Source organism: Chitinophagales bacterium (assembly GCA_019638515.1).
In the GTDB taxonomy this organism is placed as follows: Bacteria; Bacteroidota; Bacteroidia; order Chitinophagales; family LD1; genus UBA7692.
The window spans coordinates 376,029-401,033 of sequence record JAHBTS010000003.1 but is presented as its reverse complement, the minus strand read 5'-3'; the positions used below and the strand labels follow the sequence as shown (position 1 = coordinate 401,033).

General features: G+C 40.6%; 21 protein-coding genes. 13 read left to right on the top strand and 8 right to left on the bottom strand.

Annotated features, from left to right (window positions below; translation table 11 throughout):
- Window positions 1-142 precede the first annotated feature (142 nt).
- Together KF872_08165 and KF872_08160 are read right to left on the bottom strand one after the other, a co-directional pair.
- Window positions 143-1,990, bottom strand: a complete 1,848-nt coding sequence (locus KF872_08165; protein MBX2903519.1) for a T9SS type A sorting domain-containing protein — start codon at window positions 1,988-1,990, stop codon at window positions 143-145.
- Window positions 1,991-2,076: 86 nt separating this feature from the next.
- Window positions 2,077-3,555 (bottom strand): gliding motility-associated C-terminal domain-containing protein, encoded by a 1,479-nt coding sequence (locus tag KF872_08160; GenBank protein ID MBX2903518.1) that lies wholly within the window; start codon window positions 3,553-3,555, stop codon window positions 2,077-2,079.
- Window positions 3,556-3,732: 177 nt separating this feature from the next.
- On the opposite strand from KF872_08160, the gene KF872_08155 reads away from it, so the two are divergent.
- The 6 genes from KF872_08155 to KF872_08130 all read left to right on the top strand — a co-directional run bounded on the left by KF872_08155 (window position 3,733) and on the right by KF872_08130 (window position 12,270).
- On the top strand, window positions 3,733-4,218 hold the full coding sequence (locus KF872_08155; GenBank protein MBX2903517.1) for a hypothetical protein: 486 nt from the start codon (window positions 3,733-3,735) through the stop codon (window positions 4,216-4,218).
- A gap of 32 nt (window positions 4,219-4,250) precedes the next feature.
- The gene (nusA, locus tag KF872_08150; protein ID MBX2903516.1) at window positions 4,251-5,498 is read left to right on the top strand and encodes a transcription termination/antitermination protein NusA; all 1,248 of its coding nucleotides are present in this window, start codon (window positions 4,251-4,253) and stop codon (window positions 5,496-5,498) included.
- Window positions 5,499-5,639: 141 nt separating this feature from the next.
- Window positions 5,640-8,516: a translation initiation factor IF-2 gene (gene infB, locus KF872_08145; protein ID MBX2903515.1), complete on the top strand. Its 2,877-nt coding sequence runs from the start codon at window positions 5,640-5,642 to the stop codon at window positions 8,514-8,516.
- 43 nt (window positions 8,517-8,559) lie between these two features.
- The gene (locus tag KF872_08140; GenBank protein MBX2903514.1) at window positions 8,560-9,207 is read left to right on the top strand and encodes a lipoprotein signal peptidase; all 648 of its coding nucleotides are present in this window, start codon (window positions 8,560-8,562) and stop codon (window positions 9,205-9,207) included.
- A gap of 99 nt (window positions 9,208-9,306) precedes the next feature.
- Complete coding sequence (gene purH, locus KF872_08135; protein ID MBX2903513.1) at window positions 9,307-10,830, top strand: bifunctional phosphoribosylaminoimidazolecarboxamide formyltransferase/IMP cyclohydrolase; 1,524 nt, start codon at window positions 9,307-9,309, stop codon at window positions 10,828-10,830.
- 96 nt (window positions 10,831-10,926) lie between these two features.
- Window positions 10,927-12,270: a 3'-5' exoribonuclease gene (locus KF872_08130; protein MBX2903512.1), complete on the top strand. Its 1,344-nt coding sequence runs from the start codon at window positions 10,927-10,929 to the stop codon at window positions 12,268-12,270.
- Window positions 12,271-12,279: 9 nt separating this feature from the next.
- Here KF872_08130 and KF872_08125 read toward each other — a convergent pair whose 3' ends face one another.
- Both KF872_08125 and mreC read right to left on the bottom strand, forming a co-directional pair.
- Window positions 12,280-12,798, bottom strand: coding sequence for a hypothetical protein (locus KF872_08125; protein MBX2903511.1), 519 nt, complete (start codon window positions 12,796-12,798; stop codon window positions 12,280-12,282).
- Between the two features lie 2 nt (window positions 12,799-12,800).
- A complete protein-coding gene (mreC, locus tag KF872_08120) occupies window positions 12,801-13,646 on the bottom strand; it encodes a rod shape-determining protein MreC (GenBank protein ID MBX2903510.1) in 846 nt (281 codons plus the stop codon).
- 187 nt (window positions 13,647-13,833) lie between these two features.
- Here mreC and KF872_08115 point away from each other — a divergent pair, with 187 nt between their 5' ends.
- The 6 genes from KF872_08115 (at window position 13,834) to KF872_08090 (ending at window position 19,119) form a co-directional block, all read left to right on the top strand.
- Entirely contained in the window at window positions 13,834-14,772 is a 939-nt protein-coding gene (locus KF872_08115) for a hypothetical protein (GenBank protein MBX2903509.1), read from the top strand.
- A 58-nt stretch (window positions 14,773-14,830) separates the two neighbouring features.
- Window positions 14,831-16,159, top strand: coding sequence for a signal recognition particle protein (ffh, locus tag KF872_08110; protein ID MBX2903508.1), 1,329 nt, complete (start codon window positions 14,831-14,833; stop codon window positions 16,157-16,159).
- Between the two features lie 135 nt (window positions 16,160-16,294).
- On the top strand, window positions 16,295-17,521 hold the full coding sequence (locus KF872_08105) for a beta-ketoacyl-[acyl-carrier-protein] synthase family protein (protein MBX2903507.1): 1,227 nt from the start codon (window positions 16,295-16,297) through the stop codon (window positions 17,519-17,521).
- A gap of 10 nt (window positions 17,522-17,531) precedes the next feature.
- Window positions 17,532-17,771: an acyl carrier protein gene (locus KF872_08100; protein MBX2903506.1), complete on the top strand. Its 240-nt coding sequence runs from the start codon at window positions 17,532-17,534 to the stop codon at window positions 17,769-17,771.
- Between the two features lie 10 nt (window positions 17,772-17,781).
- On the top strand, window positions 17,782-18,654 hold the full coding sequence (locus tag KF872_08095; protein ID MBX2903505.1) for a lysophospholipid acyltransferase family protein: 873 nt from the start codon (window positions 17,782-17,784) through the stop codon (window positions 18,652-18,654).
- A gap of 6 nt (window positions 18,655-18,660) precedes the next feature.
- Window positions 18,661-19,119: a 3-hydroxyacyl-ACP dehydratase gene (locus KF872_08090; GenBank protein ID MBX2903504.1), complete on the top strand. Its 459-nt coding sequence runs from the start codon at window positions 18,661-18,663 to the stop codon at window positions 19,117-19,119.
- Here KF872_08090 and KF872_08085 read toward each other — a convergent pair.
- Together KF872_08085 and KF872_08080 are read right to left on the bottom strand one after the other, a co-directional pair.
- On the bottom strand, window positions 19,116-20,399 hold the full coding sequence (locus tag KF872_08085; protein MBX2903503.1) for a hypothetical protein: 1,284 nt from the start codon (window positions 20,397-20,399) through the stop codon (window positions 19,116-19,118). The two genes, KF872_08090 and KF872_08085, sit on opposite strands and share 4 nt — an antisense overlap.
- Before the next feature lie 17 nt (window positions 20,400-20,416).
- The gene (locus KF872_08080; GenBank protein ID MBX2903502.1) at window positions 20,417-22,873 is read right to left on the bottom strand and encodes a YfhO family protein; all 2,457 of its coding nucleotides are present in this window, start codon (window positions 22,871-22,873) and stop codon (window positions 20,417-20,419) included.
- Between the two features lie 211 nt (window positions 22,874-23,084).
- Here KF872_08080 and KF872_08075 point away from each other — a divergent pair, with 211 nt between their 5' ends.
- Window positions 23,085-23,591, top strand: a complete 507-nt coding sequence (locus KF872_08075; GenBank protein ID MBX2903501.1) for a peptidylprolyl isomerase — start codon at window positions 23,085-23,087, stop codon at window positions 23,589-23,591.
- A gap of 103 nt (window positions 23,592-23,694) precedes the next feature.
- Here KF872_08075 and KF872_08070 read toward each other — a convergent pair whose 3' ends face one another.
- On the bottom strand, window positions 23,695-24,522 hold the full coding sequence (locus tag KF872_08070) for a DUF2490 domain-containing protein (protein ID MBX2903500.1): 828 nt from the start codon (window positions 24,520-24,522) through the stop codon (window positions 23,695-23,697).
- Between the two features lies 1 nt (window position 24,523).
- Window positions 24,524-24,973, bottom strand: a complete 450-nt coding sequence (locus KF872_08065) for a PepSY-like domain-containing protein (GenBank protein MBX2903499.1) — start codon at window positions 24,971-24,973, stop codon at window positions 24,524-24,526.
- Between the last annotated feature and the right edge of the window lie 32 nt (window positions 24,974-25,005).

The following is a 25,005-nucleotide window of genomic DNA, read 5'->3' as shown; positions in this document are numbered from 1 at the left end:
TCAAGCATGGCTGGCTGCGCAGGAAGGTACAAATAAAAATATGTATTGCGCTTTTATACAGGCAATTTTTAGATAGTTAAGCATTTTATGCTTTACCCCCCTAATGTATATTGCTCTCTAAGTGTGTTGCGAGCGCAGTATCTTACTTTATTATTTTTTTGATTGTTGTACCGTTTTCGGTAGTAATTTCAATAAAGTAAACCCCTTTCGGTAAGTGCGGTGTGGCAATAGTTTGTTGGTTTTCAAAAGACTGCTGCAGTAAAATTTTTCCTTCAATATTTTTTATTGAAAGTTGGTTTTTAGGTGTTGCAATACCTTCAACAATAATAAAGTTATCGAAAGGATTTGGGTAAACATTTACCAATGCAGGAACCGAAGTATTTTCTACCGAAGTAAAGAAGAACAACTGGGAAGTACTGCTGCACAATGGGAAATTTTTATTCCAGATTTTACAAGCGTAGTAACCCGCTCCGGTAGGTTGCAGAATAAAGTTGTCTGCACCCGCAATTGGTTGTGCATTTTTATACCATTGCACAGCAAAGTTACTGCCCGGATAATTATTGTTTACCAATTGCCCGTTAGGTAGCACCACAATTTCTAAGCTATCGGGTGGCGACTCCATGAAAACAATGCTTTTGGTGTTTGAAGTGTTGCTGCAACCCGTTTTTAAGTTGGTTACGGCTACGCTGTAAACTCCGTTTTCTATAGCAGTGAAAATAGAATCGTTGGCCAACGTAATGGCAGTGGTATCATTGAACCACTGAAAGGAGAACCCTTTATATCCATGTGCTTTCAGCGTAGCCTGTTGTCCGTTGCAGAAAGTATCGGCAATGCTTGTAATGAGCGGAGCAGCAACAGCCGGATATACCACAGCCACGAGCGTATCGGTAATAGTAGAAGCCACTACAGTATCGAAAGTTACCAAACCGCTTACATTGCCTGTGGAGAAATAGGCAGTATCTAAACTTACTTTAATCTTTTTATTGAAAAGAATATCATCGGGAGAGCCGAGCGCATTGGTGCCTTGCGGTGGGCCGGTGTCTTCGTCCCATACTTCAAGCGTAAGCGAATCGGTGCCTTCCGGAACAATTAAGTTGAGATTACTCCATGATGTTTTTTTAGTGTTGCTTCGGCTGCCGCGGTTAGCAAAACCAAGTGCATTAAATTTAATGTATGGGTCGGGACTTTGTATAGTGGTAGCTTCTTCTATATCGCCTGCATATCCATCTTTTACATCTACATAAACTGTTTTTATGCGGTAGTTGTAGTACTTGGTAGTAAGGGCTACTTTAAAAGTGTCGGCAGTAGAGTAGGTAACTTGTCCGGGTTTTTTCAACTGACTGGTAGAGCCATTTGCCAAATCCCAAAAGTAGCGGGTGATATTGGGTGCTTGAGCCTCTAGGGTGGCTTCTAAATCTAAAGTTAATGAACTATCGCAGGTGGTGCGTTGTGTGCCATAAGTAAAAGAAGAAACGTTGCCTGAGGTGTCGGGCAATACAGTTAAGTACAATGTATAACTCTCTTGGCGATCTTTTACTACTAAGTCGCCAATTACACTAATATCTTTTACCAAAACATCTGCCAAAAAATTTATCTTAATCACATAATTGCCGGCTACCACAGGCGATCCGCATAAACGCAGGCATCCGGAACTATCGCCTTGCGATGGGTAATATTTTTTTGAAGGTTTACTAAACTCAACAAACATTCCCGGAGGTAAATTACTAGCACCTTGAAATTTTATGGTGTCTAACTTTACATAACTACACATGCAAGTAGCCAGTGTAGCAGCATCGTTTACAATCGGATTCATAAAGAACGACACATCTTTTTGATAGGCGCTATTAACGCGCGCATCGGGCAGCATGCTATCGCATACACCTTTGGGTTTTAAAGCAATGCAAGATTGGTCTATGCTGCAAGAGCCGCATTGCGCCCCGGCAGTATAATAAAATAATATACACGTAATTAAACAGTAAAAGCGCATCATACTAAAAAGGGGTTTTGTTATTGATAGAAACAAGGACTAATAAGCCACTTGCTTTTATGAAAAGGAAGAGTAATGTAATTTAAAAATTATCGAACCAAGGTTACGTTTCCATTTACATAACGAGGTTTTTTCATGCTGTATGTTTGGTATTCTGCATTCCAAACATATACACCTAAGCCCTGCTCATGTGTTTTAAAAGAACCATCCCAACCATTTTTAGGATTATCGGTTTCAAAAATTAGTTCACCCCAACGGTTATATACTTGGAGTTTAAACTTTTTCAGGTTTTTGTTTGCCGGTCGAAATAAATCGTTTGCACCATCGCCATTGGGCGAAAATCCGGTAGGCATCAATAGTTCTTCCGGCATTACCACCACGCTCACAGAATCGCTGGCGCTACAACCAATAGTATCTGTAACTTCTAAGAGGTAAACAGTGTTTTCGGTAGGTGTAACTTCCGGAGTAGCACAATCGCTGCAATCCAAGAAGGTATTGGGAGTCCAATTAAAAACTGGCGAGGTAACACCAACTATAAAGGGTGTTAATTGCCCGGTTTCACCTTCTGTTAATTGCAAATCGGGGCCGGCATCAATTGTAAAGCGCTTACCTGCTAGTGCAAACTGAGCATTGGTGTCTGCAAAACTGTAGTTGGCTACTGTAACCGTAGCAAAGCCCGAAGTGCTGCCTTGAGTAGCTGCACCGGTATAATTCCAAAGAGCATTGTTGCGCCAATTACCTTGTGCATTCCAAGCGCCATCTGTGCTAGCATTGTAAAACATAGTAATGGCAGCATCGTTGTTGCCGCTAAAGCGTTGAATGTGGTGGTAGAAGTTTGGATTCACCTTGCAGAGGCTGTCGTTAAATTTAGTTACATCAAAACCAAAAGCAGTAGCATCGCCTTGTATAGTGCGCACGCCAAAAACATGTGCAGTATTAGAAGCCGGTTTCATTTCAATAGGGCGATAGAGTGGAGTGCCTAAACTAGAAGGCGATCCGGTAGGAAACAAATAAGCATTTACGGAATTGGTAGAGCGCGAAAGATTACCATATCCCAAAGAAGAAACAAAACCATTGTTGCGCAAAATGGCAGACACATTAGGGTTTGTTACGTGCATACTAAAAATATCGGTAGCCAATTCGGCATTTGCCAAGTTAAGCGTAGCCGACACCTCTTGGTTTACGGCCTGTGTTTTCACCACATTGCCTCCCAGCAGTGCCAAATTATTGAAAGTAGTTGTTTGCGATCCGCCCAATAACTGGGCACCGCCTATCATTTCAACCCAACTAAAATTACCGGAATATGCAGCATTGTTTATCCAATTTCCGGCAAGGCGAATAGTGTCGCCACTGCCATTAATAGTAGCATCGTTTTGCACAAAGCCTTCTACCACTATAGTGCCTTGGTTGTCAATTAGTCCGGTAGTGTTTTGTATAGAATTGGTTTTCACAATCATGTAGCCACCATCTTTCACATACATATCGGCACCGTTATTATTAAACAGCGCTTGCCCGAGTAGGGGCATTGCAGCAATAGAAAAAGTAAACTTTAGTATATGTTTAACCATACGTAGTTTTTTCAAAAACAAGCCCTGAAAATAAGTACTTTTATGAAAGAGCGAAATTTGGTTGTAAAAGTTGGGAAACCACACAAAACATTTGTAGTTCCAAAAATAATTCGCACTTTCGCACCGCGTTTGGAAAGAGGGGACCCGAAAGTCCCCTTTTCTTTTGCATAAAAAGTTATGTCCGAAGTAAAAGCAAAATTAGAAGAATGGTTAGCGCCTGCATTGCAGGACGGCATCATTTTTCTTGTAGAAATTAAAGTACTTTTGGGCGGAAAAAAAATTGAAGTGTTCCTTGATACCGACAGCGGCATTGGTATAGACCAATGTGCAACCATTAGCCGCCAGTTAGAGAAAAACCTCGATGAAAGCGGATTGGTGCCGGAAAATTATGTACTCGAAGTAAGTTCACCCGGCATGAGCAATCCACTTAAAGTACTGCGCCAGTTTAAAAAGAAAATTGGCAGCGTATTAGAAGTATGGGTTACCGATGGCACTTTTTTTGAAGGTAAATTAGTAAGTGCTACCGAAGCAGGTATTGTACTCGAAAAAGTAGCTAAGCCCGTAAAAAAGAAAAAAGGTGAAGCACCCGTAACCGAAGCCCCACAGCAAATTGAATTAGAATATAAAAACATAAAAAAAGCATTGCTCCAATTTAATTGGTAGTTGGTTTTTAAAACATAAGAAAATTAAGCGTTATGAATAGTATTGAACTCATAGATTCGTTTTCGGAGTTTAAGCAACTTAAAAACATCGATCGCCCAACCATGATGAAAGTGTTGGAAGATGTATTTCGCTCACTGCTGAAAAAGAAATACATTGAAACCGATAATTTCGACATTATCGTAAATACCGATAAAGGCGACTTAGAAATTTGGCAACGTAGAGAAATTGTTGAAGACGGTGCGGTAGAAAATCCAAACACACAAATCTCATTAACAGATGCGCACAAAATTGAAGAAGACTTTGAAATAGGCGAAGAAACCTATGAGAAAGTAGAACTCGAAAGTTTTGGTAGACGCTCCGTTTTAGCTGCCCGCCAAACCTTAGTAGGTAGAATTTTAGATTTAGAAAAAGACGAAGTTTTCCGTAAATACAAAGACCGAGTAGGCGAAGTAGTAAGTGGCGAAGTATATCAAGTTTGGAAAAACGAAATACTGCTGCTCGATGAAGAAGGAAACGAACTCATACTACCCAAACGCGAAACCATTCGTGCCGATTTTTTCAAAAAAGGCGAAAACGTTCGTGCAGTTATTAAACGTGTAGATTTAAAAGGAAGCGCTCCGGTAATAGTACTTTCAAGAACAGACCCATCTTTCTTAGCAAAACTATTAGAGCAAGAAGTTCCCGAAATTTTTGACGGCCTTATTGCCATTAAAAACGTAGTGCGCGAACCGGGCGAAAAAGCAAAAGTAGTAGTAGAATCGTTTGACGACCGCATAGATCCGGTAGGTGCATGTGTGGGCGTAAAAGGCTCAAGAATTCACGGTATTGTTCGCGAATTGAAAAACGAGAACATCGACATTATTAACCACACTACCAATCTTAACCTGATGGTGCAACGCGCCCTAGCGCCTGCAAAAATTACCTCAATGGAAATAAATCAGGAAAGAAAACGCATTTACGTATATCTGAAACCAGACCAAGTAAGCCTTGCTATTGGTAAAAAAGGTGTGAACATAAAACTCGCCAGCAAACTGGTAAATTACGAAATAGATGTATATCGCGAAGGTGATGAAATAGAAGAAGATTACGATATTGATTTAGATGAATTTAGCGATGAAATAGACCAGTGGATGATAGATGAATTGAAGAAAATAGGTTGCGATACCGCACGCAGTGTATTAAATTTGAGCGAAGAAGAATTAGTGCGCAGAGCAGACCTTGAAGAAGAAACCATCAAAGAAATCCGCAAAATATTGCAGGCTGAATTTGATGAAAATTAAGACCGAGATGACTGCAACTCCCATCTTTTCTTGTTAAGCGATGAAGCGAATGATGTAGGTTTTTAATCACAACTCTTGTTTCAGCGTTTGTTTCCGGCAAGGAATGGTGTTTTTCATTAAAAGGAAACAGAGAAAACAAGTATGTCTGAATTAAAATCAATTCGTTTGGCAGCCGCTGCAACACTGTACAATGTGTCTATAGCGCATATTGTAGGAAAACTCAACGAAAGTGGGTTTGCAATAGAAGATAAGCCAACCACAAAACTTAGCGTAGAAATGGTGATGGTGCTTGAAAAAGCATTCAACAAAGATCGCGCTATAAAACAAGAAGCCGATAGTGTACTTGCCGACAAACCTAAAAAAGAGACTGTAGTAGCCCCCGAAACCCCGGTAATAGCTAAAAAGGAAAAAGAAGAAGAAAAAGAAATTCTTATCCGTACCAATACCGCTACAGCTCCGCCCGTTGCGCCAACCCCGCCTCCTCCAGCAGTAGAAGAAAAAGTAGAGGTAAAAAATGCAGAGCCTCCGGTCGAGTCCCAAGCTCCCATACTGGAAATTGCAATTGAAGCAACTCCATCACCCGAAGAAGCAATTCCGGAAGCCATTAAAAAAGCTAAGTTGGAAGGTCCTAAAGTGGTGGGCAAAGTAGATTTAGATAAGCCAAAGAAAAAGAAAGCCGCAGCCAAAGAAGAAGTAGTAGAAGCTCCGGCAACCAAAGAAAAAGCCCCCGAAACTTCAGTAGAAGAAACACCTACAATTGCGCCATCGCAGTCGGAAGAAATATCAGTAGAAACCCCGGCAGCAGTCGAAGTACCTAAAAAAGAAGAATCCGATGCCAACTTTATTCAAACAAGAAGAATTGAATTGGCCGGACCTAAAGTTTTAGGCAAAGTAGTATTAGAAGAACCAAAGAAAAAAGAAGATAAGAAAGACGCTAAAAAGGAAGGAGAAAAACGCCAACGCGAGCGCAAACGTATCGTTAAAACTACAGAGCGCAAGCCGGTAGAGTTCGATACCGAGCACGAGAAAAAAGTGCGCAATTTCCGCGAAAAAGAAGAGCGCAAGAAATTTACACCTAACCAGAGAGGTAATACCCCTCAAGCACCTCCGGCAGAGATTACCGAAAAGGAGATTGAAGACAAAATCAGAGCAACACTTGCCAAAATTCAATCGCAAACCGCCAAGAGCGATCGCAGTAAATTCCGCAGAGGAAAACGCGAAGCAATTCAAGAAAAAATGGCGGCTCAGCAAGAAGGAGAAAACAACAACAAGTTACAACTCACAGAGTTTATTTCAGTGAGTGAGTTGGCAAGTTTAATGAACGTTCCTGCCGTTAAGGTAATTCAAACCTGTTTTAACTTAGGAGTTATAGTTTCTATAAACCAACGCCTCGATGCCGAAATTATAGAGTTAGTAGCCGGAGAAAGTGGCTTTGAAGTAGAATTTATTTCCGTTCAAGACCAAACTATTTTAGACGAAGAAGAAGCTGATAAACCCGAAGATTTACAAGCCCGAGCTCCAATTGTTACCATCATGGGGCACGTGGATCACGGAAAAACATCCTTGCTCGATTACATTCGTAAAGCAAACGTGGTGGCTAAAGAAGCAGGAGGTATTACACAGCACATTGGTGCTTACGAAGTACTTACCTCTGCAGGTCGTAAAATTACATTCTTGGATACTCCGGGGCACGAAGCCTTTACCGCTATGCGTGCCAGAGGTGCTAAGGTAACAGACGTAGCCGTAATTGTAGTTGCTGCCGATGATGCCGTGATGCCGCAAACAAAAGAAGCCATCAACCACGCGCAAAGTGCTGGAGTTCCTATGATTTTTGCTATCAATAAAATTGATAAAGACGGAGCTAATTCCGATAAAATTCGCGAGCAATTGGCCGGTATGAATTTATTGGTAGAAGAGTGGGGCGGAAAATACCAAAGCCAAGAAATATCAGCTAAAAAAGGATTAAACATAGATAACCTTTTAGATAAAATCTTGCTTGAATCGGACTTGTTGGAGTTAAAAGCCAACCCCGATAAACTCGCAGGCGGAACTGTGGTAGAAGCCATGCTCGATAAAGGTCGGGGATTTGTAGCAACCGTATTGGTACAAACCGGAACCTTAGAAGTGGGAAATATTATGGTATGTGGCCCGTATCACGGAAAAATAAAAGCCATGTATAACCACACCGGAGAAAGAGTGAAAACCGCAGGTCCGGCAGTTCCGGTACAAATACTGGGTTTAAACGGTGCTCCGCAAGCGGGCGAAAAATTTAAAGTATATAGCAACGAGCAAGATGCAAAAGCAGTTGCCACCAAGCGTGCACAATTAGAGCGCGAACAAGGTATTAGAACCAAAAAACACATTACGCTCGATGAAATTGGAAGACGCTTGGCGTTGGGAACTTTCAAAGAATTGAACTTGATTATTAAAGGAGACGTGGATGGTTCTGTAGAGGCATTGGGCGATTCGTTGTTAAAACTTTCTACCGATGAAATTCACGTACGCGTAATACATAAAGGCGTAGGAGCCATTAGCGAAAGCGATGTGAACTTAGCAGCCGCTTCCGATGCTATTATTATTGGTTTCAACGTGCGTCCTTCAATTGGCGCCAAACGCATAGCCGAAAACGAGAATATTGAAATTAAACTCTACTCTATTATTTACAATGCCATAGAAGAAGTAAAGAGTGCAATGGAAGGCTTATTAGAGCCAAAAGTAGAGGAGAAAATTATTGGCAACTTAGATGTAAGAGAAGCATTCCATATTTCAAAAGTGGGAACCATTGCGGGATGTTTTGTACGCGATGGACGAATTTTACGCTCATCAAAAGTGCGTATTATTCGCGATGGAATAGTACTGCATACCGGGTTGCTATCTTCGCTCAAACGTTTTAAAGACGATGTGAAAGAAGTAGTGAGCGGTATGGATTGCGGTGTGCAAATAAAAGACTACCAAGATATTAAATCGGGCGATGTAATTGAGGTGTTTGAAGAAGTAGAAGTAGCACGCAAACTCTAATAGAAACCGTACAGTTACACAATATAGCGTTAAATAATTTCTAATTAGCGAGGTGAAAAAAGCGTATCCGGTCATCATTGTTTTAGTAATTCTGCTGCTCGACCAAGGCTCTAAAATTTGGGTAAAAACCAATATGCTTATGGGCGATGTAGGCGAATTTGTAATTGCCGATTGGTTTAGAATTCACTTTACGGAAAACGAAGGTATGGCATTTGGCATGGTGCTGCCCGGTATTTATGGCAAAATAGCTTTAAGCACTTTCCGCGTATTTGCTGTAGGTTTTCTTATCTATTTTATTAGAAACCTTATGCGCGAAAAAGCACATACCGGCTTTATAGTTGCCATGAGTATGATTTTAGCCGGAGCCTTAGGAAACATAATAGACAGCGCTCTTTACGGACTTATTTTTTCAGGAAGTTATTATGGACAACTTGCCACGTTTGTGCCATTTGGCACAGGATATGCCGAGTTTATGAAAGGGCACGTGGTAGATATGTTTTTCTTCCCCATTTTTAAAGGTTATTTGCCACATTGGATTCCATTTGTGGGCGGCAAGTATTTTGTGTTTTTCGATGCCGTATTTAATGTAGCCGATGCTGCCATTACTACAGGTGTTTTCATTATTTTAATTTTCCAGAAGCAATTCTTTTTTAAAGACGAAAAAGAAGAAGTGCAACAAGAAGCGCAGTAAGATAATTACAGCTAGAAATGTTATGCTGCGCACAACTTATCTACATCCTATAAAAGCCGTGCTGAAACATGCTATGTTTGTACTTTCAATTTCAGTTTCATGCTTAAAAAAATAAAATCTGCACTCGTTTCGGTTTACTACAAAGACCATTTAGAACCACTTATTAAAGAGCTTCACCAACAAGATGTAACACTTTACAGCACAGGCGGCACGCAAACCTTTATAGAATCGCTTGGAGTACCTGTGGTAGCGGTAGAAACACTTACCAACTATCCAAGTATTTTAGGAGGAAGAGTAAAAACTTTACACCCGAAAGTTTTTGGCGGCATACTAGCGCGCAGAGAAAATACAGATGATGTAGCACAATTGGCGCAATACGAAATTCCAGAAATAGATTTAGTAATTGTAGATTTATATCCATTTGAAGAAACGGTAGCTAAAGGAGCACCGGAGGCCGATATTGTAGAGAAAATAGATATTGGCGGTATCTCCCTTATTCGCGCAGCTGCCAAAAATTTTAAAGACACGGTTATTCTATCTTCAAAAAGCCAGTACAGCGAACTGCTCCAAATTTTGCAAGATAAAGGCGGAGCTACTTCATTAGAAGATCGCAGAAAATTTGCTGCGGCTGCTTTTAATGTTTCTTCGAATTACGATACGCATATCTTTAACTACTTTAATAAAACCGAAAATATAGATGCACTCAAGGTAAGTGAGCAGCAGGCTCGCACTTTGCGCTATGGCGAAAATCCACATCAAAAAGGTTGGTTTTTTGGAGACTTGAATGCCGTATTTACAGTGTTAAATGGCAAAGAACTTTCGTACAATAATTTAGTAGATGTAGATGCCGCATTGAATTTGGTAGCAGAGTTTACAGAGCCAACTTGTGCCATTATTAAGCACACCAATAGTTGCGGATTGGCTTCGCGCGAATCGTTGAGCGATGCCTATTTAGCAGCATTTCAATGCGATACCACTTCGGCATTTGGTGGTGTAATTGCCGTAAACAGAACGGTAGATATGGCTACGGCTACAGCCATGAACGATTTGTTTTTTGAAGTATTGGCAGCACCTGCTTTTGATAGCGATGCTTTGCAATTACTAAAAGGAAAAAAGAATAGAATTTTATTAGAGTTGAAAGGTGCGCCTGCCAAGCAAGAAAAAGTGGTGAAAAATTTATTGAACGGCTTTTTGGTACAAGAAGCAGATAGTACTGCCGAAAAGCAAGCGCAGTTTAAAAACGCCACATCAAAAGTAGCCACAGCAGCGCAATTGAGCGATTTGGAGTTTGCCATTATTGCTGTAAAACACTTAAAAAGTAATGGCATTGCATTGGTAAAAAACAAGCAACTTATTGGCAGCAACTGCGGGCAAACTTCGCGCGTAGATGCCCTTAAAAATGCATTGGCAAAAGCTAAAGAATTTGGTTTTGATGTGGCTGGTTCCGTAATGGCAAGCGATGCATTTTTTCCGTTTCCTGATTGCGTAACCATTGCCGCAGAAAACAATATTGTTGCCATTGCGCAGCCTGGAGGCAGCATTAACGATAAACTTTCCATTGAAGCAGCCGAAAATGCAGCAATAGCAATGGTTTTTACCGGAGTTAGACATTTTAAACACTAAAAAAACATACAACTGTTTTGTAAAAGTGGATAGAAGGATACGCTTTTAAGCATTTACCAAATAGTCTATTAGCAAGGAAAATTATCTTCGTTTTAGATGTACGCTGTTGTTGATATTGAAACCACCGGAGGAAGCCCTGCAGTAGATCGAATTGCAGAAATTGCCATTATACTTTTCGATGGAAATAAAGTAGTAGAAGAGTATTCTACACTAGTGAATCCTTGTAGGCCTATAGATCCGTGGGTGAGTAAACTTACAGGTATTACACAAGAAATGGTGAAAAATGCACCATTGTTTGAGGATATTCACCAAGAAGTTTTGCGCCTAACCAAAGGCAATATTTTTACCGCGCACAATGTAAAATTCGATTTTGGCATGGTGCGCAAAGAGTTTAAGCGTATTGGTATAGATTTTAATGCACAGCAGCTAGATACCGTAAGTTTAAGCCGCAAAGTGTTACCCGGTTTTCAATCGTATAGCTTGGGTAAACTATGCGAAAACATTGGCATTGCCATAGAAGCACGGCACCGTGCTTTGGGCGATGCTGCCGCTACCGTAAAACTATTGGAGTTGCTTTTAACCACCGATGCAGAATCTAAGTTTCTAAACATAGAACTTCGCGATGGCTTAGATATTTCCAAACTTCCACCACAAATAAGCCACACCGAAATAGAAATTCTACCCGATGAGGCAGGCATATTTTATTTCAAAAACAGCAATGGTGAAGTGTTGTTTTTTGAAGGTGCAAAAAGCATTCGCAAAAAGGTAATACAAGAATTTTCTAAAGTAGGCGAAAGCGCACAAAAAACAGCAATACTGCATCAAGTTCATTCTATAGACTATGAACTTACCGGAAATGAACTTATTGCCAAATTGATGGTGCTTGCCAAGGAGCAGGAACGCGATACTATTTCGGGTAAGCCCGCACGCGAGCAGCAACCGGCATTTGGCATTTTTATTACAGAAGATACAGCGGGCGTAAAACAGTTAAAAGTATTGCCATTGGCAGTTGGTTCCGGAGAATCGGCATTGCGCTTTGCTACCAAAAATGCAGCTATGCGCGTAATGCAAAAAATTACGGGCGATAATAATATCTATGGACATTATGCCATGCTAAAGCGCTTAGAAGAAAAGCAGGAAAGTACCGATAAACTAAAGAAGCTGCTCAACGAAAAAATTGAAAATGCGGTGAAGCGCTACCTGTTTCGCGCTACCAATTTTTTTATTATTGGCGAAGGCATTCACCCCGATGAAAACAGTGTGGTATGGGTAGAAAATAATGAGTATAAAGGCATTGGAACCTTCTATAAAGAAAATATGGAGACTACCATAAATAACCTGAAAGAAATAGTTAAACCCGCCAAGCACAGTACCGAAGCGCAAAAAATTATTCGCCAGTACTTAAAGAAAAATAAAACACAAGGAATAATGGTGTATTAGCAACAATAGCTATACACTTCTTTTCTTCTTCACAGAAAAGAGGTACAAACCAATAAACATAAATGCCAGCGTAAGCATGCTGCTCAAGATAATTCGTAAGCCCAATAGCAGTAAGTTGTAGAATGTGCCCGATTCAACCAGCAAATAAAAACTATGGTGCAGTACCACCGAAATAGAAAGGTAAATAAAGAACCACGTAAACCCTTGCGAAAAGATATTGGGCGTTTGTTCAAAATCGGTTCCCTTAGGTGTAATTAAGCTAATAAGAAACGGACGAAAATATGCCACCAATAGATTGGCTGCGGCATTAAAGCCTAAAGTGCCAAGCAATATATCGGCCGATAAACCACTGGCAAAGCCAATTAAAATAAGCAGCCAACGCGGAGTAGAAAAAGGCAGCAACAATACAAACAATGGCAAGATATTGGGCGTAATAAACGGGCTTAAATTAAGGTTGCTTATTACCATTACCTGTAAGGCAGTAAGCACCAAAAAACGAACCACATTTTGCTGAATAATAAAAAACACTGCTATTTATTTGCCTTGTTAGTTGTTGAATCGAGTTTCACTATTTCTTGATGATGAATATCTTTTATTATATATACAAAATCAAGATTTCTAAAATTGGTAGTTAAGCGCACATCTATGTGCATAAAAGGTTTGTCGGCTTCAGATTTCACAGTTTCTACAATGCCAATCATTACATTTTCGGGATAAAGCGAAGAGTAGCCGCTGGTAACAATAGTATCGCCTTTTTGTATCGGCACATGCTTGGGAACTTCATCCATTTTAGCCGAAGTGGAGTTGATGCCGCTCCAACGCAAATTGCCGAAGTATTTGTTTTTCTTAAACTTGGCACTCACCTTAAAATCTTTGTGCAGTACGCTCATTACCGCACAGTAGTTGCTGGTAACATCTACCACTTGCCCCACAATACCATTTTTATTTATTACACCCATTTGAGTGGTTACGCCCTGGAGTGCACCTTTATCTAAGTAAATAATGTTGTTGGCATTATCGGTTGAATTGCGGATTACCTTAGCAGGGAAATACACAAACCGCTGTTGCAACTTAGGCGAAAGCGTATCGGTATGGCTAAAAGTATCTACCACACCGTTGTATTTCGAAGATGGCAACATTGCCCTCAGCGCAGCATTCTCTGCTACCAAACTATCGTTCGATTTTTTCAAATACAAATAACCTGTAACCTCGCTGTATGTATTGAAAATACTGCCGTTTATAGCATTTGAAGTGTTTAGAAAAACAGCGCTGTGGAATTTATTGTTGTTAAAAATCAAATAGAACGACACTACTTCAAGTGCTAAGAATAGCAGCAGCAAATGATAACGAACAAGAAACCTAACGAGGTTATACATGCGTGTAGCGGATATATTCTATTTCAAACGCCAAAAGTAAATTTTCCGAAATGTAAGCCCTGTTTCCTTTTGCACATTTACAAACAGTTTGTTTAAAATGGTGCAACGGGTATGCATTGCCAATGCGGTAGGCGTGTTGCACAAATTTAGCATTCGGTTCGCCAAACATTTTTTCCATTTTCGCTACATGCAAAGTAGTTTTTATGCGCATGGAAAGTTAATGCTTACCGGAGAGTATTTTGTGCTAGATGGCGCACAGGCATTGGCACTGCCAACTCGCTTTGGGCAAAAAGTAGAAATTAAGCAATTAAGTGGCAGTAATAAAAGTTTGTTTTGGGTAGCATTGGATAATGCCGGAAAACCTTGGTTGCAGGCGGTTTTTGATAAAGAAACACTTGCAACCTCTAGCAACCAAGCCGAAGCACAAATGCTTGTAAAAATTCTATCGGTGTGTAAAATCCTTAATCCCAATTTTTTATCGGGTGCACAAGATGTTGCAGTACAAACCCAGTTGGAGTTTCCACGCAATTGGGGTTTGGGAAGCAGCTCTACATTGCTTTACAGTATAGCACAATGGGCGCAAGTAAACCCATTTGAGCTGCTACAGCAAACATTTGGCGGCTCCGGTTACGATATTGCCTGCGCAGGAAGCAACCAGCCTATTTTGTTTTCGCGCGAAAGCGGTAAGCCGGAGTTTACTCAGGTATTTTTCGATCCGGTATTTAAAACACAAATACTATTTGTTCACCTTGGTAAAAAGCAGTTGAGCACATCCGGAATAGCGCATTACAATTCACTTTTGGTACAAAAGCAACCTTATGTTCAATGGCTAAATTCGCTTACCCAAGCCATGCTTAATTGCTCCGGCATCCAAAAATTCATGCAAATTATAGAAGCGCACGAAAATTATGTAGCAGAAGCGCTGGCATTAGAAAAGGTAAAGAAAATTCATTTTAAACACTTGCCTGTTGCCGCCAAAAGTTTGGGTGCGTGGGGTGGCGATTTTGCTATGCTTGCATTCACGGAAGAAAAAGAAACTATAAAGGCTGCGCTTAAAAAAAGCGGTTTTGAAACAGTATTAGAATGGCACGAAATAATTTTGCAGCCGCCACCCCAACACTATTAAAAAAACAGCCTCAAATTTTTGTCTAAATTCGCACTCCATTTTTTGAAAAAAGGAAACCATGTTTGAAAGTTTACAGGAACGGCTAGAAGGTGCATTTAAAGTACTAAAAGGACAAGGCAAAATTTCTGAAATAAATATTGCCGAAACAGTAAAAGAAATTCGCAGAGCATTGGTAGATGCCGATGTGAACTATAAAATTGCCAAAGAGTTTACCGATAAAATAAAAACCCAAGCATTGGGGCAAAACGTACTTACCGCAGTAAGTCCGGGGCAGTTAATGGTTAAAATTATGAACGATGAGCTAACACAGCTCATGGGCGGCACCGCAGCCGATTTTAACCTAAAAGGAAGCCCCGCAGTAGTACTTATAGCCGGACTGCAAGGTTCCGGTAAAACCACATTTACGCACAAATTGGCATACTGGCTAAAAACCAAAAAATTTAAGCGCCCGCTTATGGTTGCAGCCGATGTATATCGCCCGGCAGCTATAGACCAGTTAATAGTATTGGGTGAAAAAATAGGCATTCCGGTTTATCACGAAAAAGAGAACAACAATCCGGTACAAATAGCGCAAAACGGTATTGCACACGCCAAAAGCCTTGGTTTAGATTTGGTAATAATTGATACCGCAGGGCGCCTTGCCGTAGACGAAACCATGATGAATGAAATAGCCGCAGTAAAAAGCGCTGTGAAGCCGGACGAAATTCTGTTTGTGGTGGATAGCATGACAGGGCAAGATGCCGTAAATACCGCCAAAGCATTCAACGATAAGTTGAATTTTGATGGTGTGGTACTTACTAAGTTAGATGGCGATACTCGCGGAGGAGCAGCACTTACCATTACCTACACCGTAGGCAAGCCAATAAAATTTGTAAGCACAGGCGAAAAAGTAGATACGCTCGATATGTTTTACCCCGACCGTATGGCACAGCGGATTTTGGGGATGGGCGATATCGTATCGTTTGTAGAGCGTGCACAAGAGCAATACGATGAAAAGAAAGCCCGCGAGCTTGATGCCAAAATCAGGAAAGACAAGTTCGATTTCAACGACTTTTTATACCAACTCGGGCAAATAAAAAAGATGGGCAATATGAAAGAATTGCTCGGTATGATTCCCGGAATAGGAAAGGCTGTAAAGGATATTGATATCAACGATAACAGCTTCAAGAAAATAGAAGCCATTATTCATTCCATGACCCCTAAGGAGCGCGAAAACCCTGATTTGCTAAGCGGAACCCGCAGACAGCGAATTGCCAAAGGCAGCGGCAATTCTATTCAAGAAGTGAATCAGTTTTTAAAGCAGTTTGAAGAAATGAAGAAGATGATGAAAAGCGTACAGAAAATGAGTGCGGCAGGCAGGAGTTTTCCCGGTTTTAGAAAGAATTAAGCAAGTTTAGAGTGCATCCTAAACATCTTTTAGTTTGTTTTTTTGAGGGGCCGCTTGCAGGTAAGAATTTGTAACAATTGTACCCGAAAATAAACGCTAAATTCTGCAATTTCGCCCCAACTTTTAGTAAATACAGTGAATAGAGTAGTAATAACAGGCGTAGGAATTTGGAGCAGTTTAGGGAAAAATATCTCTGAAGTACATCATTCGCTTTACAACGGTAAATCGGGCATAGTGTACGATCAAGTTCGTAAAGATTTCGGATACCGTTCGGCACTTACCGGATTTGTGGAACGCCCGCAGCTAAAAGGGCTTTTAGATAGAAGAGCCAGAATTATGCTGCCCGAAGAAGGCGAATATGCCTACATGGCTACTTTAGAGGCACTGGAAATGGCCTGTATGGATGCCGATTATATTGAGCAAAACGAAACAGGCATTATTTATGGCAACGATAGCACTGCCGAAGCCGTAGTAGTATCTACCGATATTATTCGCGAGAAAAAAAGTACAGCATTTGCAGGTAGCGGTGCGGTTTTCCAAACCATGAACTCTACCGTAAACATGAACCTTGCCACTATTTTTAAATTGAAAGGAGTCAACTTTACCATTAGTGCAGCATGTGCCAGCAGTTCGCATTCCATAGGCGTTGCCTGTATGATGATTAAACATGGCTACCAAGAAAGAATAGTTTGCGGAGGTGCACAAGAACTAAATATATATTCTATGGGCACCTTCGATGCACTGGGTGCTTTTTCGGTTAGAGAAAGCGAGCCACACAAAGCATCGCGCCCGTTCGACCGCGATAGAGACGGCCTAATTCCGAGTGGTGGCGCAGCTACCGTTATCATAGAATCGCTGGAAAGTGCCCGCAAGCGCGGAGCAAAAATTTTAGGTGAACTCTGTGGCTATGGATTTTCGTCTAATGGTGCACATATTTCTAACCCAACGGTAGAAGGTCCGGTGCGCTCACTCGAAATGTGTTTGAAAGATGCAGGACTCCTTGCCGACCAAATAGATTATGTAAATGCCCATGCCACTTCTACACCGCAAGGCGATGCCTGCGAAGCACAAGCTATATTTCAGGTTTTTGGCGGTAAAAAGATTCCTGTAAGCAGCACAAAATCTATGACCGGACATGAATGCTGGATGGCAGGAGCCAGCGAAATTGTGTACAGCACCATTATGATGCAAAATGGCTTCGTGGCTCCCAATATAAATTTTGAAAACCCCGATGAGTTTTCAGCCAAACTAAATATAGTTACAAACACGCTGGAGAAAGATATTTCTATATTTTTGTCGAATTCATTTGGCTTCGGAGGAACCAATTCTTCTCTGATTGTAAAAAAATGGAAAGAAAATTAAACAATACGATATGACAATTGAAGACGTAAGCCACAAAATAAATGAGTTTTTGGCCGAGGAGTTTGAAACAGATATTGCCACCATAACTCCCGATGCTCCACTAAAAGAAACGCTTGAGTTAGATAGCTTAGACTATATTGATTTGGTGGTAATACTGGAGGGAAACTTTGGAATAAAAGTAAAGCAAGAAGAATTTACTTCCATTGTAACTTTCAACGATTTATACCAATACGTGATTTCTAAAATGTAACCAGCAGCGCATGGCTGAATGGCAAGGAAAATCGCGAGGAACACCATTAGGGTATAGAATTTTTGTTTTTATACTTTCAAACTTTGGAGTGTATCCCGCCTATGCACTACTTACATTTGTAGCAACTTATTATGTGTTTTTTTCGCCCAAAACTACACCACACATTATTAGTTTTTATACCAAAAGAATTGGATGGGGTCGCTTAAAAGCACAATGGAAATTGTATGTAACCTATCATCTGCTGGGGCAAACGCTTATAGATCGCGTTATTTTTTCGGCAGGGCTAAGCAATAAAATTACAACCACCTCACCCGGAGGAATACACTTAGAAGCATTAGTAAATAACAACGAGGGCGGCATTTTGCTAGCATCGCATTTTGGGAATTGGGGTATTGCAGCACAGCGGCTTACCAACTATAAAGGCTCCATAAATGTATTGGTGTACGATACCGAGCATGAACAAATACGTAAGTATTTAGATAGTGTAACCGGAGGTATAAAATTTAATGCCATAGTTATTAAAAACGATTTATCGCATATTTATGAAATTGGAGAAGCACTGCAACGCAAAGAAATTGTGTGTATGACTGCCGACCGCTATTTGCCCGGAAACCGAACCGTTAGTGCAAAATTTTTTGGAGAAGAAGCGCTATTTCCCGCAGGTCCATTTCAACTTATTAAATCGTTTAAGGCACCATATACCTTTGTGTATGGAATAAAAACCGACACCACCAGCTACCAGCTATTTGCCGTGCCACACCGCACCATAAAACCGGAAACCACCCTGCAAAATATTGTAGATGATTATGCGCAAGACTTAGAAAGAATGGTACGCAAAAAGCCTGAGCAATGGTTTAATTATTTCGATTTCTGGAAAAAATAAATGTATATGAACTTACCTGTTTCGGGTAATATCCTGGCAGACTTAATTCCGCAAAAAGCACCTTTTGTTTTAATTTCTACTCTCGAAAAAATAGAGGGAAACCAATGTGTTACTTCATTTTTAGTAGAAGAAAACCATGTGATGGTAAAAGACGGAAAACTTACCGAAGGTGGACTTATAGAAAATATTGCACAAACCTGTGCCGCCAAAGCGGGTTATGAATGTGCATTAGTGGGTTTGCCCATTCCTGTAGGTTTTATTGGCGATGTACGCAATTTTTCGTGTACACAGTTGCCAATAGTTGGTAGCAATATTTCTACTGTAATAGAGGTAGAACACAAAGTGTTTGATGCTACCATTATTTCGGGTACGGTTTTTCAAGATTCAGTTGCCATTGCCACTTGCAAAATGAAGGTGTTTGAAGAAGACAAATCGAAAAGTGCTTTAGCAGAAAGCGAGTGTTAGAGTAGGTTTAAAATTTCGGCCACTTTCTTTGCCTGATTGCTGCGCGAAAAATTGCGGAAAGATTGGTTGTAAGCAGCAGTGTTTTTTTGTGTAAAAGCATTGTAAGCTGCTTGCAATTGCAGCAGTGCAGTGGTATTATCTTTAAAGGCGCACATAGGTTCTCTGCCGCATTCCTGCAATAGTTTTGCTGCATCGCCATTGGTATTTCCAAACGATAAAATTGGCTTTTGTGCGGCCAAGTATTCAAAAATTTTTCCTGTAATAATACGCTCATCGTTGGGCACATTGGGTACAACAAACAGTAGCGCATCGGCATGACACATAAGCGCTACGGCTTCGGTATGGCTCACAAAGTCTTGATAAAAAACTATGTGCTGCAGTTGGTGTGCGGCAATTAGTTGCTGCACGCTTTCATCTACCCTGCCGGTAAATTCTATTTTTAAATTGGCTTTTTCTTGATGTACCATTTGTGCTACTGCTTGCCAAAATGCAGGCGCTGCTTGCGAAGCAAAAATATTACCTACATAACGTATGGTAAATGTGTGGTTGGTTGGTGTGGCACTTTGGGAGAATGAAATGTCGGCATCGTCAAATCCATTCCAAACAACTTCAATTTTCTGTGTACGGTTTTTAAATTCTTCTTTCATGGAAGGGCCAATTACAGTAACGGCATTGGCTCTCTTCAGCACTTCGCTTTCTAATCTTTCATCTTGTTTTTTTGCCCAGTTGGCACGCGGCAAGTAGTGGTTGGTGAATATGTTTGTCCATGGGTCGCGAAAATCTGCTATCCATTTTACTTTAAATTGGCTTTGCAGCATCATGCCAATAAGATGTGTGCTGTGCGGAGGGCCTGTGGTAATTATGGCATCAATTTTTTTTGATTTAATGAGGCGTGCTCCTTCGCTAACGGCATATTTTACCCAACCTTTTCGCGCATCGGGAATAAAAAAATTTGCCCGAATGTATTCTGCTGTTTTTTGAAACAGCGATTTCTTGGAAGTGTTATCCAACATGGCTGTGGGCAATTGTTTCCCCTTTTTACCACGCAGTAAATTATAGAGTTCAAAGGGTTCAAAGGTATCGGTTTTAAATACTTCAATAGAAGGATGTACTTCTTGTTGCAGCGAAGAGTCGGTATATGGATAGCTGCCGTCTTTTACGGTTACAATAATTGGCTGCCATCCGTTTTGGGGCAAGTATTTAGAAAGTTTCAACCAACGCTGAACCGCCACACCGCCTGCAGGAACCCAGTAGTAAGTAAAGATGAGAACGTGCTTCAACGTTGTGAGTTTTCAAATTATTTGTTTTTGCCTTTAGCTGTTGGCTTTTCTTCGGCTGCTTCTTGTTGTTGCCATTGCTTAAAATTTAAGCCTATGGCAGCCAGTAAAAATATTGCCAGTAATGCAGATCCGGCATACGCAATTTTATTTCCGGTTACAAAAGCTTTAGGTTCAATTTTAAACTCAATGGTATGTTTACCTGCAGGCAGTTCTAAGCCGCGTAAAACATAATCTACTCGGGTATAGTTGGTAAGTTTTCCATCTACGTAGCAGTTCCATTCCGGATAATATACTTCGGAAAAAACTGCAAAGTTTTTATCGGCACCGTTGTAATCGTATGTAATTTTATTGGGTGTAAAATTGGTTTGTGCAATGGTGCTTCCTTCGTTGTTGTAAGTAGAGGTGCTTACCAATGTTTTAAAGCGCTCATCGAGCAATGCCGTTTCTTTGGGCGAAAAATCGGCAGCGCCTAAAGCTGTAATTTCTTCGTCTGCATTTTTTACATGGCGGATGTTTTTTACCAACCATGCATTACCCAACGCACCGGGATTTTGCTGTGCTTGTGGCTGTCCATCGCTTCCTTTTTGAATTACGTAACGGGTGTTGAGCATATTTAAAACCTGTGGTGTTCCTTTAGAGATATGCTCTTCTATTAAATCTTGATAGCGGATAAGTTTTGCCGCATGGTAGCCGCCAATATGTTTGTGGTAATAAGAAGTTATGGCATCGTTGAATGGGTCGCGGGTAAGGTTGTAAACGCGGTAGTTTGCATCGGTATCGCGTAGTATATCCATATCGGCTTTGGTCATGGCGAAAGCCGACTCGTATTCATTTTTCTCTACAAAATTTTCATCGTTTAAATAGCGTTTATCTACGCCCCAGCTATCTATTAACATCAATGCTCCCAAGCCTGCAATAAGTATAGTTTGCGAAACCTTTTTTTGTAAGAAAAACCACAGCAAGCCAAATGCTGCTGCAATAAAAAATAAGGCTCTTAAACCATCGCTGCGCAACATCGAGGCGCGGTCTTCTTTTAAGGCATCTACCAAAAACGATAGACCTTGCTCGTTTAGTTGTTTGTCGCTTTCTCCCGAAAAGCCAAAAAACATACTGCCAAATACACCAAAAAGCAGTGCTATGCCACCGGTAATTCCGGCTGCTGTAAGCAATTGTTTTTTTACTTTTTCGATTGGAGTTTGGGTTTTTAATAATTGATGTAAACCTAATAGCGCCAACATAGGAAATACCAATTGTGCTATTACCAAAGCCATAGAAGGGGTTCTGAATTTATTAAAGAAGGGCAGCGTGTTGAATGCTATTTTAAAGAAAGGAGTATTATGGCCAAATGCAAGTAAAAACGAAACCACACTGAGTGCTACTGCCCACCATTTTAGTTTGTCGTGCAGCGCTAAGAGTGCAAATACAAACAAGAAGACTACCACTGCTCCAAAATAAACAGGACCCGAGGTAAAAGGTTGGTTTCCCCAGTAAGTTGGCGCTTGTTTGGTATAAGAAAGGGGATAGCCTTTTTGCTGTAAAGCTTTCCCGAAATTAGACTCTTCGCCCACATCGGAACCGCTACCACCACCTTTTATGTTGGGCAGCAATACGCTAAGAAATTCCAAATCTCCGGCACCATAGCTCCAACGCGAAGCGTAGTCGAAATCTAAGCCGCCATCGGTGCTTGCTTTTTTGCGGGTAAGTTCGCTGCTGCCGCCACGTATGGTTTCTTTTCCGTAGTCGCGGGTCATCCATAAGTTGGCAATGTTGGGAATTATAGCCAGTGCTGCTGCCAGTACCAACATGGCTGTTGCTTTGGTAAAGTGAGGTAGTTTTTTTGCAACAAAGGCTTCTATCAATTCATATAAACCAAGTAAGCCAACACACATAATTAGGTAATAAGTTACTTGTAAGTGGTTGGCAGCAATAGCAAGAGAAAGTGAGAAAGCAGTAAGCGCTGCGCCTGCAAAAATATTTTTGCGATAAGCCAGCAGTACGCCACCCAAAACGGGCGCCATAAGTGCCATTGCCTGCACTTTGGTATTGTGTCCTGCTTCGATAGAAATAAGGGTGAACGAAGAAAGCCCAAAAGCAATGGAGCCGATTATTGCAAGCCATTGGTTTATGCCAAGGCACAGCATAAGCACATAAAATCCAATAAAGTGAAGAAACATCAGTGCACTTACATCGGGAAAAATTCCATTGAGTGCCTGCATAAATTTTGCAGCAATATTACCGGGATATACCAACGAAATTTGAGCGCTTGGCATTCCCGAAAAATTACGGCTGGTCCATAGTGCAGGATCGTTGGGGTGCTGCTCGTTCCAGTCGCGTATTTCTTTGCTCATGGCTTTCCATTGCACAATATCTCCTTGCCTTAAAATCATACCTTGAAAATCGGGCAAGAAGTAAAAAACTGTTAGCACGGTAAAAATGCCAACGGCAACTAAATGGGGAACAAATTTTTTAATCATATACTTTCGTTGCGGCTAAAATAGTATAACTCCCGAAGGCGCTAAATATTGGAAAATGCTTTTTTACACATGGATGTTTTATATCAAAACCAATCTTCGTTTTTTTTGAGTACCATTGCAATGTAAAAGCGCTATTAAAGCGGGCTCTTGCTCTTGGCATATTCCTGTTCTTTTAACGCTGCATTTTCTTAAAATTTCAAATTGTAATGTTATGCAAGCAGCACCAAATTCAGTAGTAAGAATTACTTACCAATTACGTACAGAGCCAAATGGAGCCATAGTGGACGAAGCTACTGTAGATGCACCATTTTCTTTCCTTTTTGGACACGGCAATGTATTGCCAAAATTTGAAGAATACCTTGGCGGCAAAGTTGCCGGGAACCAATTTAGTTTTGTGTTATCTCCGGAAGAAGGATATGGTGTGTATGAAGATGAAGGCGTAGTTCAATTGGGCAAAGATGCTTTTATGTGGGAAGGAAAGATTCAGGAAGATTTATTGGTGTTGGGCAATATTGTTCCGTTGCAAGATAACCAAGGCAATATGCTGCAAGGACGAATAGTAGATATTCAGGAAGAAGCAGTAGTGCTGGATTTAAACCATCCTTTGGCAGGAGAAGAGTTGCATTTTAGCGGACAAGTTATTGAAGTGCGTGAGGCACATCCCGTAGAGATTGAACACGGGCACGTACATGAAGGTGGCAATCACCACCATCACTAAAAGGAAAAGGGCTGGAACTTAAATTTCAGCCCTTTTTATTTAAAAATTATACGGTGAGTTGTTGTGGCAGAGGTAATGCTTCAAACGTTTTTTAGGAAGTAGTTTATTCTAAGTTTTCGCTGATGCGATCTTTGTTGCGTTGTTTTAGTTTAAATGGATTTTCAACAATTACATCGAATGCCAAATAGTGGCCGCAATAAGGGTTTTTATTTCCAACTAAGTTATTCATGTAGCCAAAGTTGAAAATGAGTGGCAGGTTTTGTGGTGAAAACGAATAATAGATAGAGAATCGGCTTTCTCTGTAATTAAAATCTGTCCATTGTTTTGGCTTCGATTTTTTGCTTATAGAAAATAACTGCTCGGAACTTGCAATGAGCCTATGTATTTTTCTAGCATCTAAATTTATACTTAACTGAATACGGATACGGGAGCGAAATTGCCAATCTTCGCTTACGGGTTTAAAATCCGAAGAGCAAAATTTTCTTATTTCTTGCCGTATGGTGGGTGTAATTTTTATGCGCGATACTTTAAAAATATACGATAGCCTGCTATAGATCCGGAACTCTTGTTTTAGTTTGGGGCTATCTAATTCGTAAGGTGCTGTTTTAAGATATTCTTGTTGCCTTCTATAACTTGCAGCTATTGAGTATTGCCAATTGTGGTGAAATTGATGGTGAAATTCTTGATTAACGATAAGAATTGCCGGCTGCATAAATAGATTGTGATTATCCGGTGTGCTTTTTCTTGCAGCTCCAATGTACGACATAGACTGCCAACCTTTTCCTTCTATGGTATCTAACTCTTGCCTTATGCCAATGGCAAACCAGCTCGCCAAATTGGTTTTCCCCAAGCCTGGCGGGTTGATTTGCGCTAAGCATGTATTGAATGCCAAAACCGAAAGAATGCAGTAAGCAAAAAGAGGTGTTTTCAATTTAGTCGGCAACTTTACTTAAAATTTTTCCTTCTGCATCATAAGCCACTTTCCATTCTTGTGTGAAAGTTTTTAAATCGAGTGTGTAAATAGCATTATTGCCTTCTGTAATTTTCTTTACATCGCTTACTCTAAAGCCACTGAAATCGGCATTTATCTTTGCTTGGACTTTTTGAGGTAAATCGCTTTTAGAAATTTCTTCTTTGTGTTTTACCACTTTTCCGGTAGGGTCGTACCAAACATCGTGGTCGGTGCCGAGCAAGCCTAGTTCAAAATCTACTTTGTAAAGGTTCATATCCATTTTCCAATCTACATCGTAGGCTTTAGGAAATGCTTGTTGGAAATTGTTTACCACTACCGATGGTACTTGGCTCTGTAAAATGTGTTGTGCAAACAAGCTGCCGGCTGAAGTGCAGAGCGCAATAGCGCCAATTAAAAAGTGCTTTTTCATAATGTGTATTTTTAATTTAAGTGCAAAGGAAA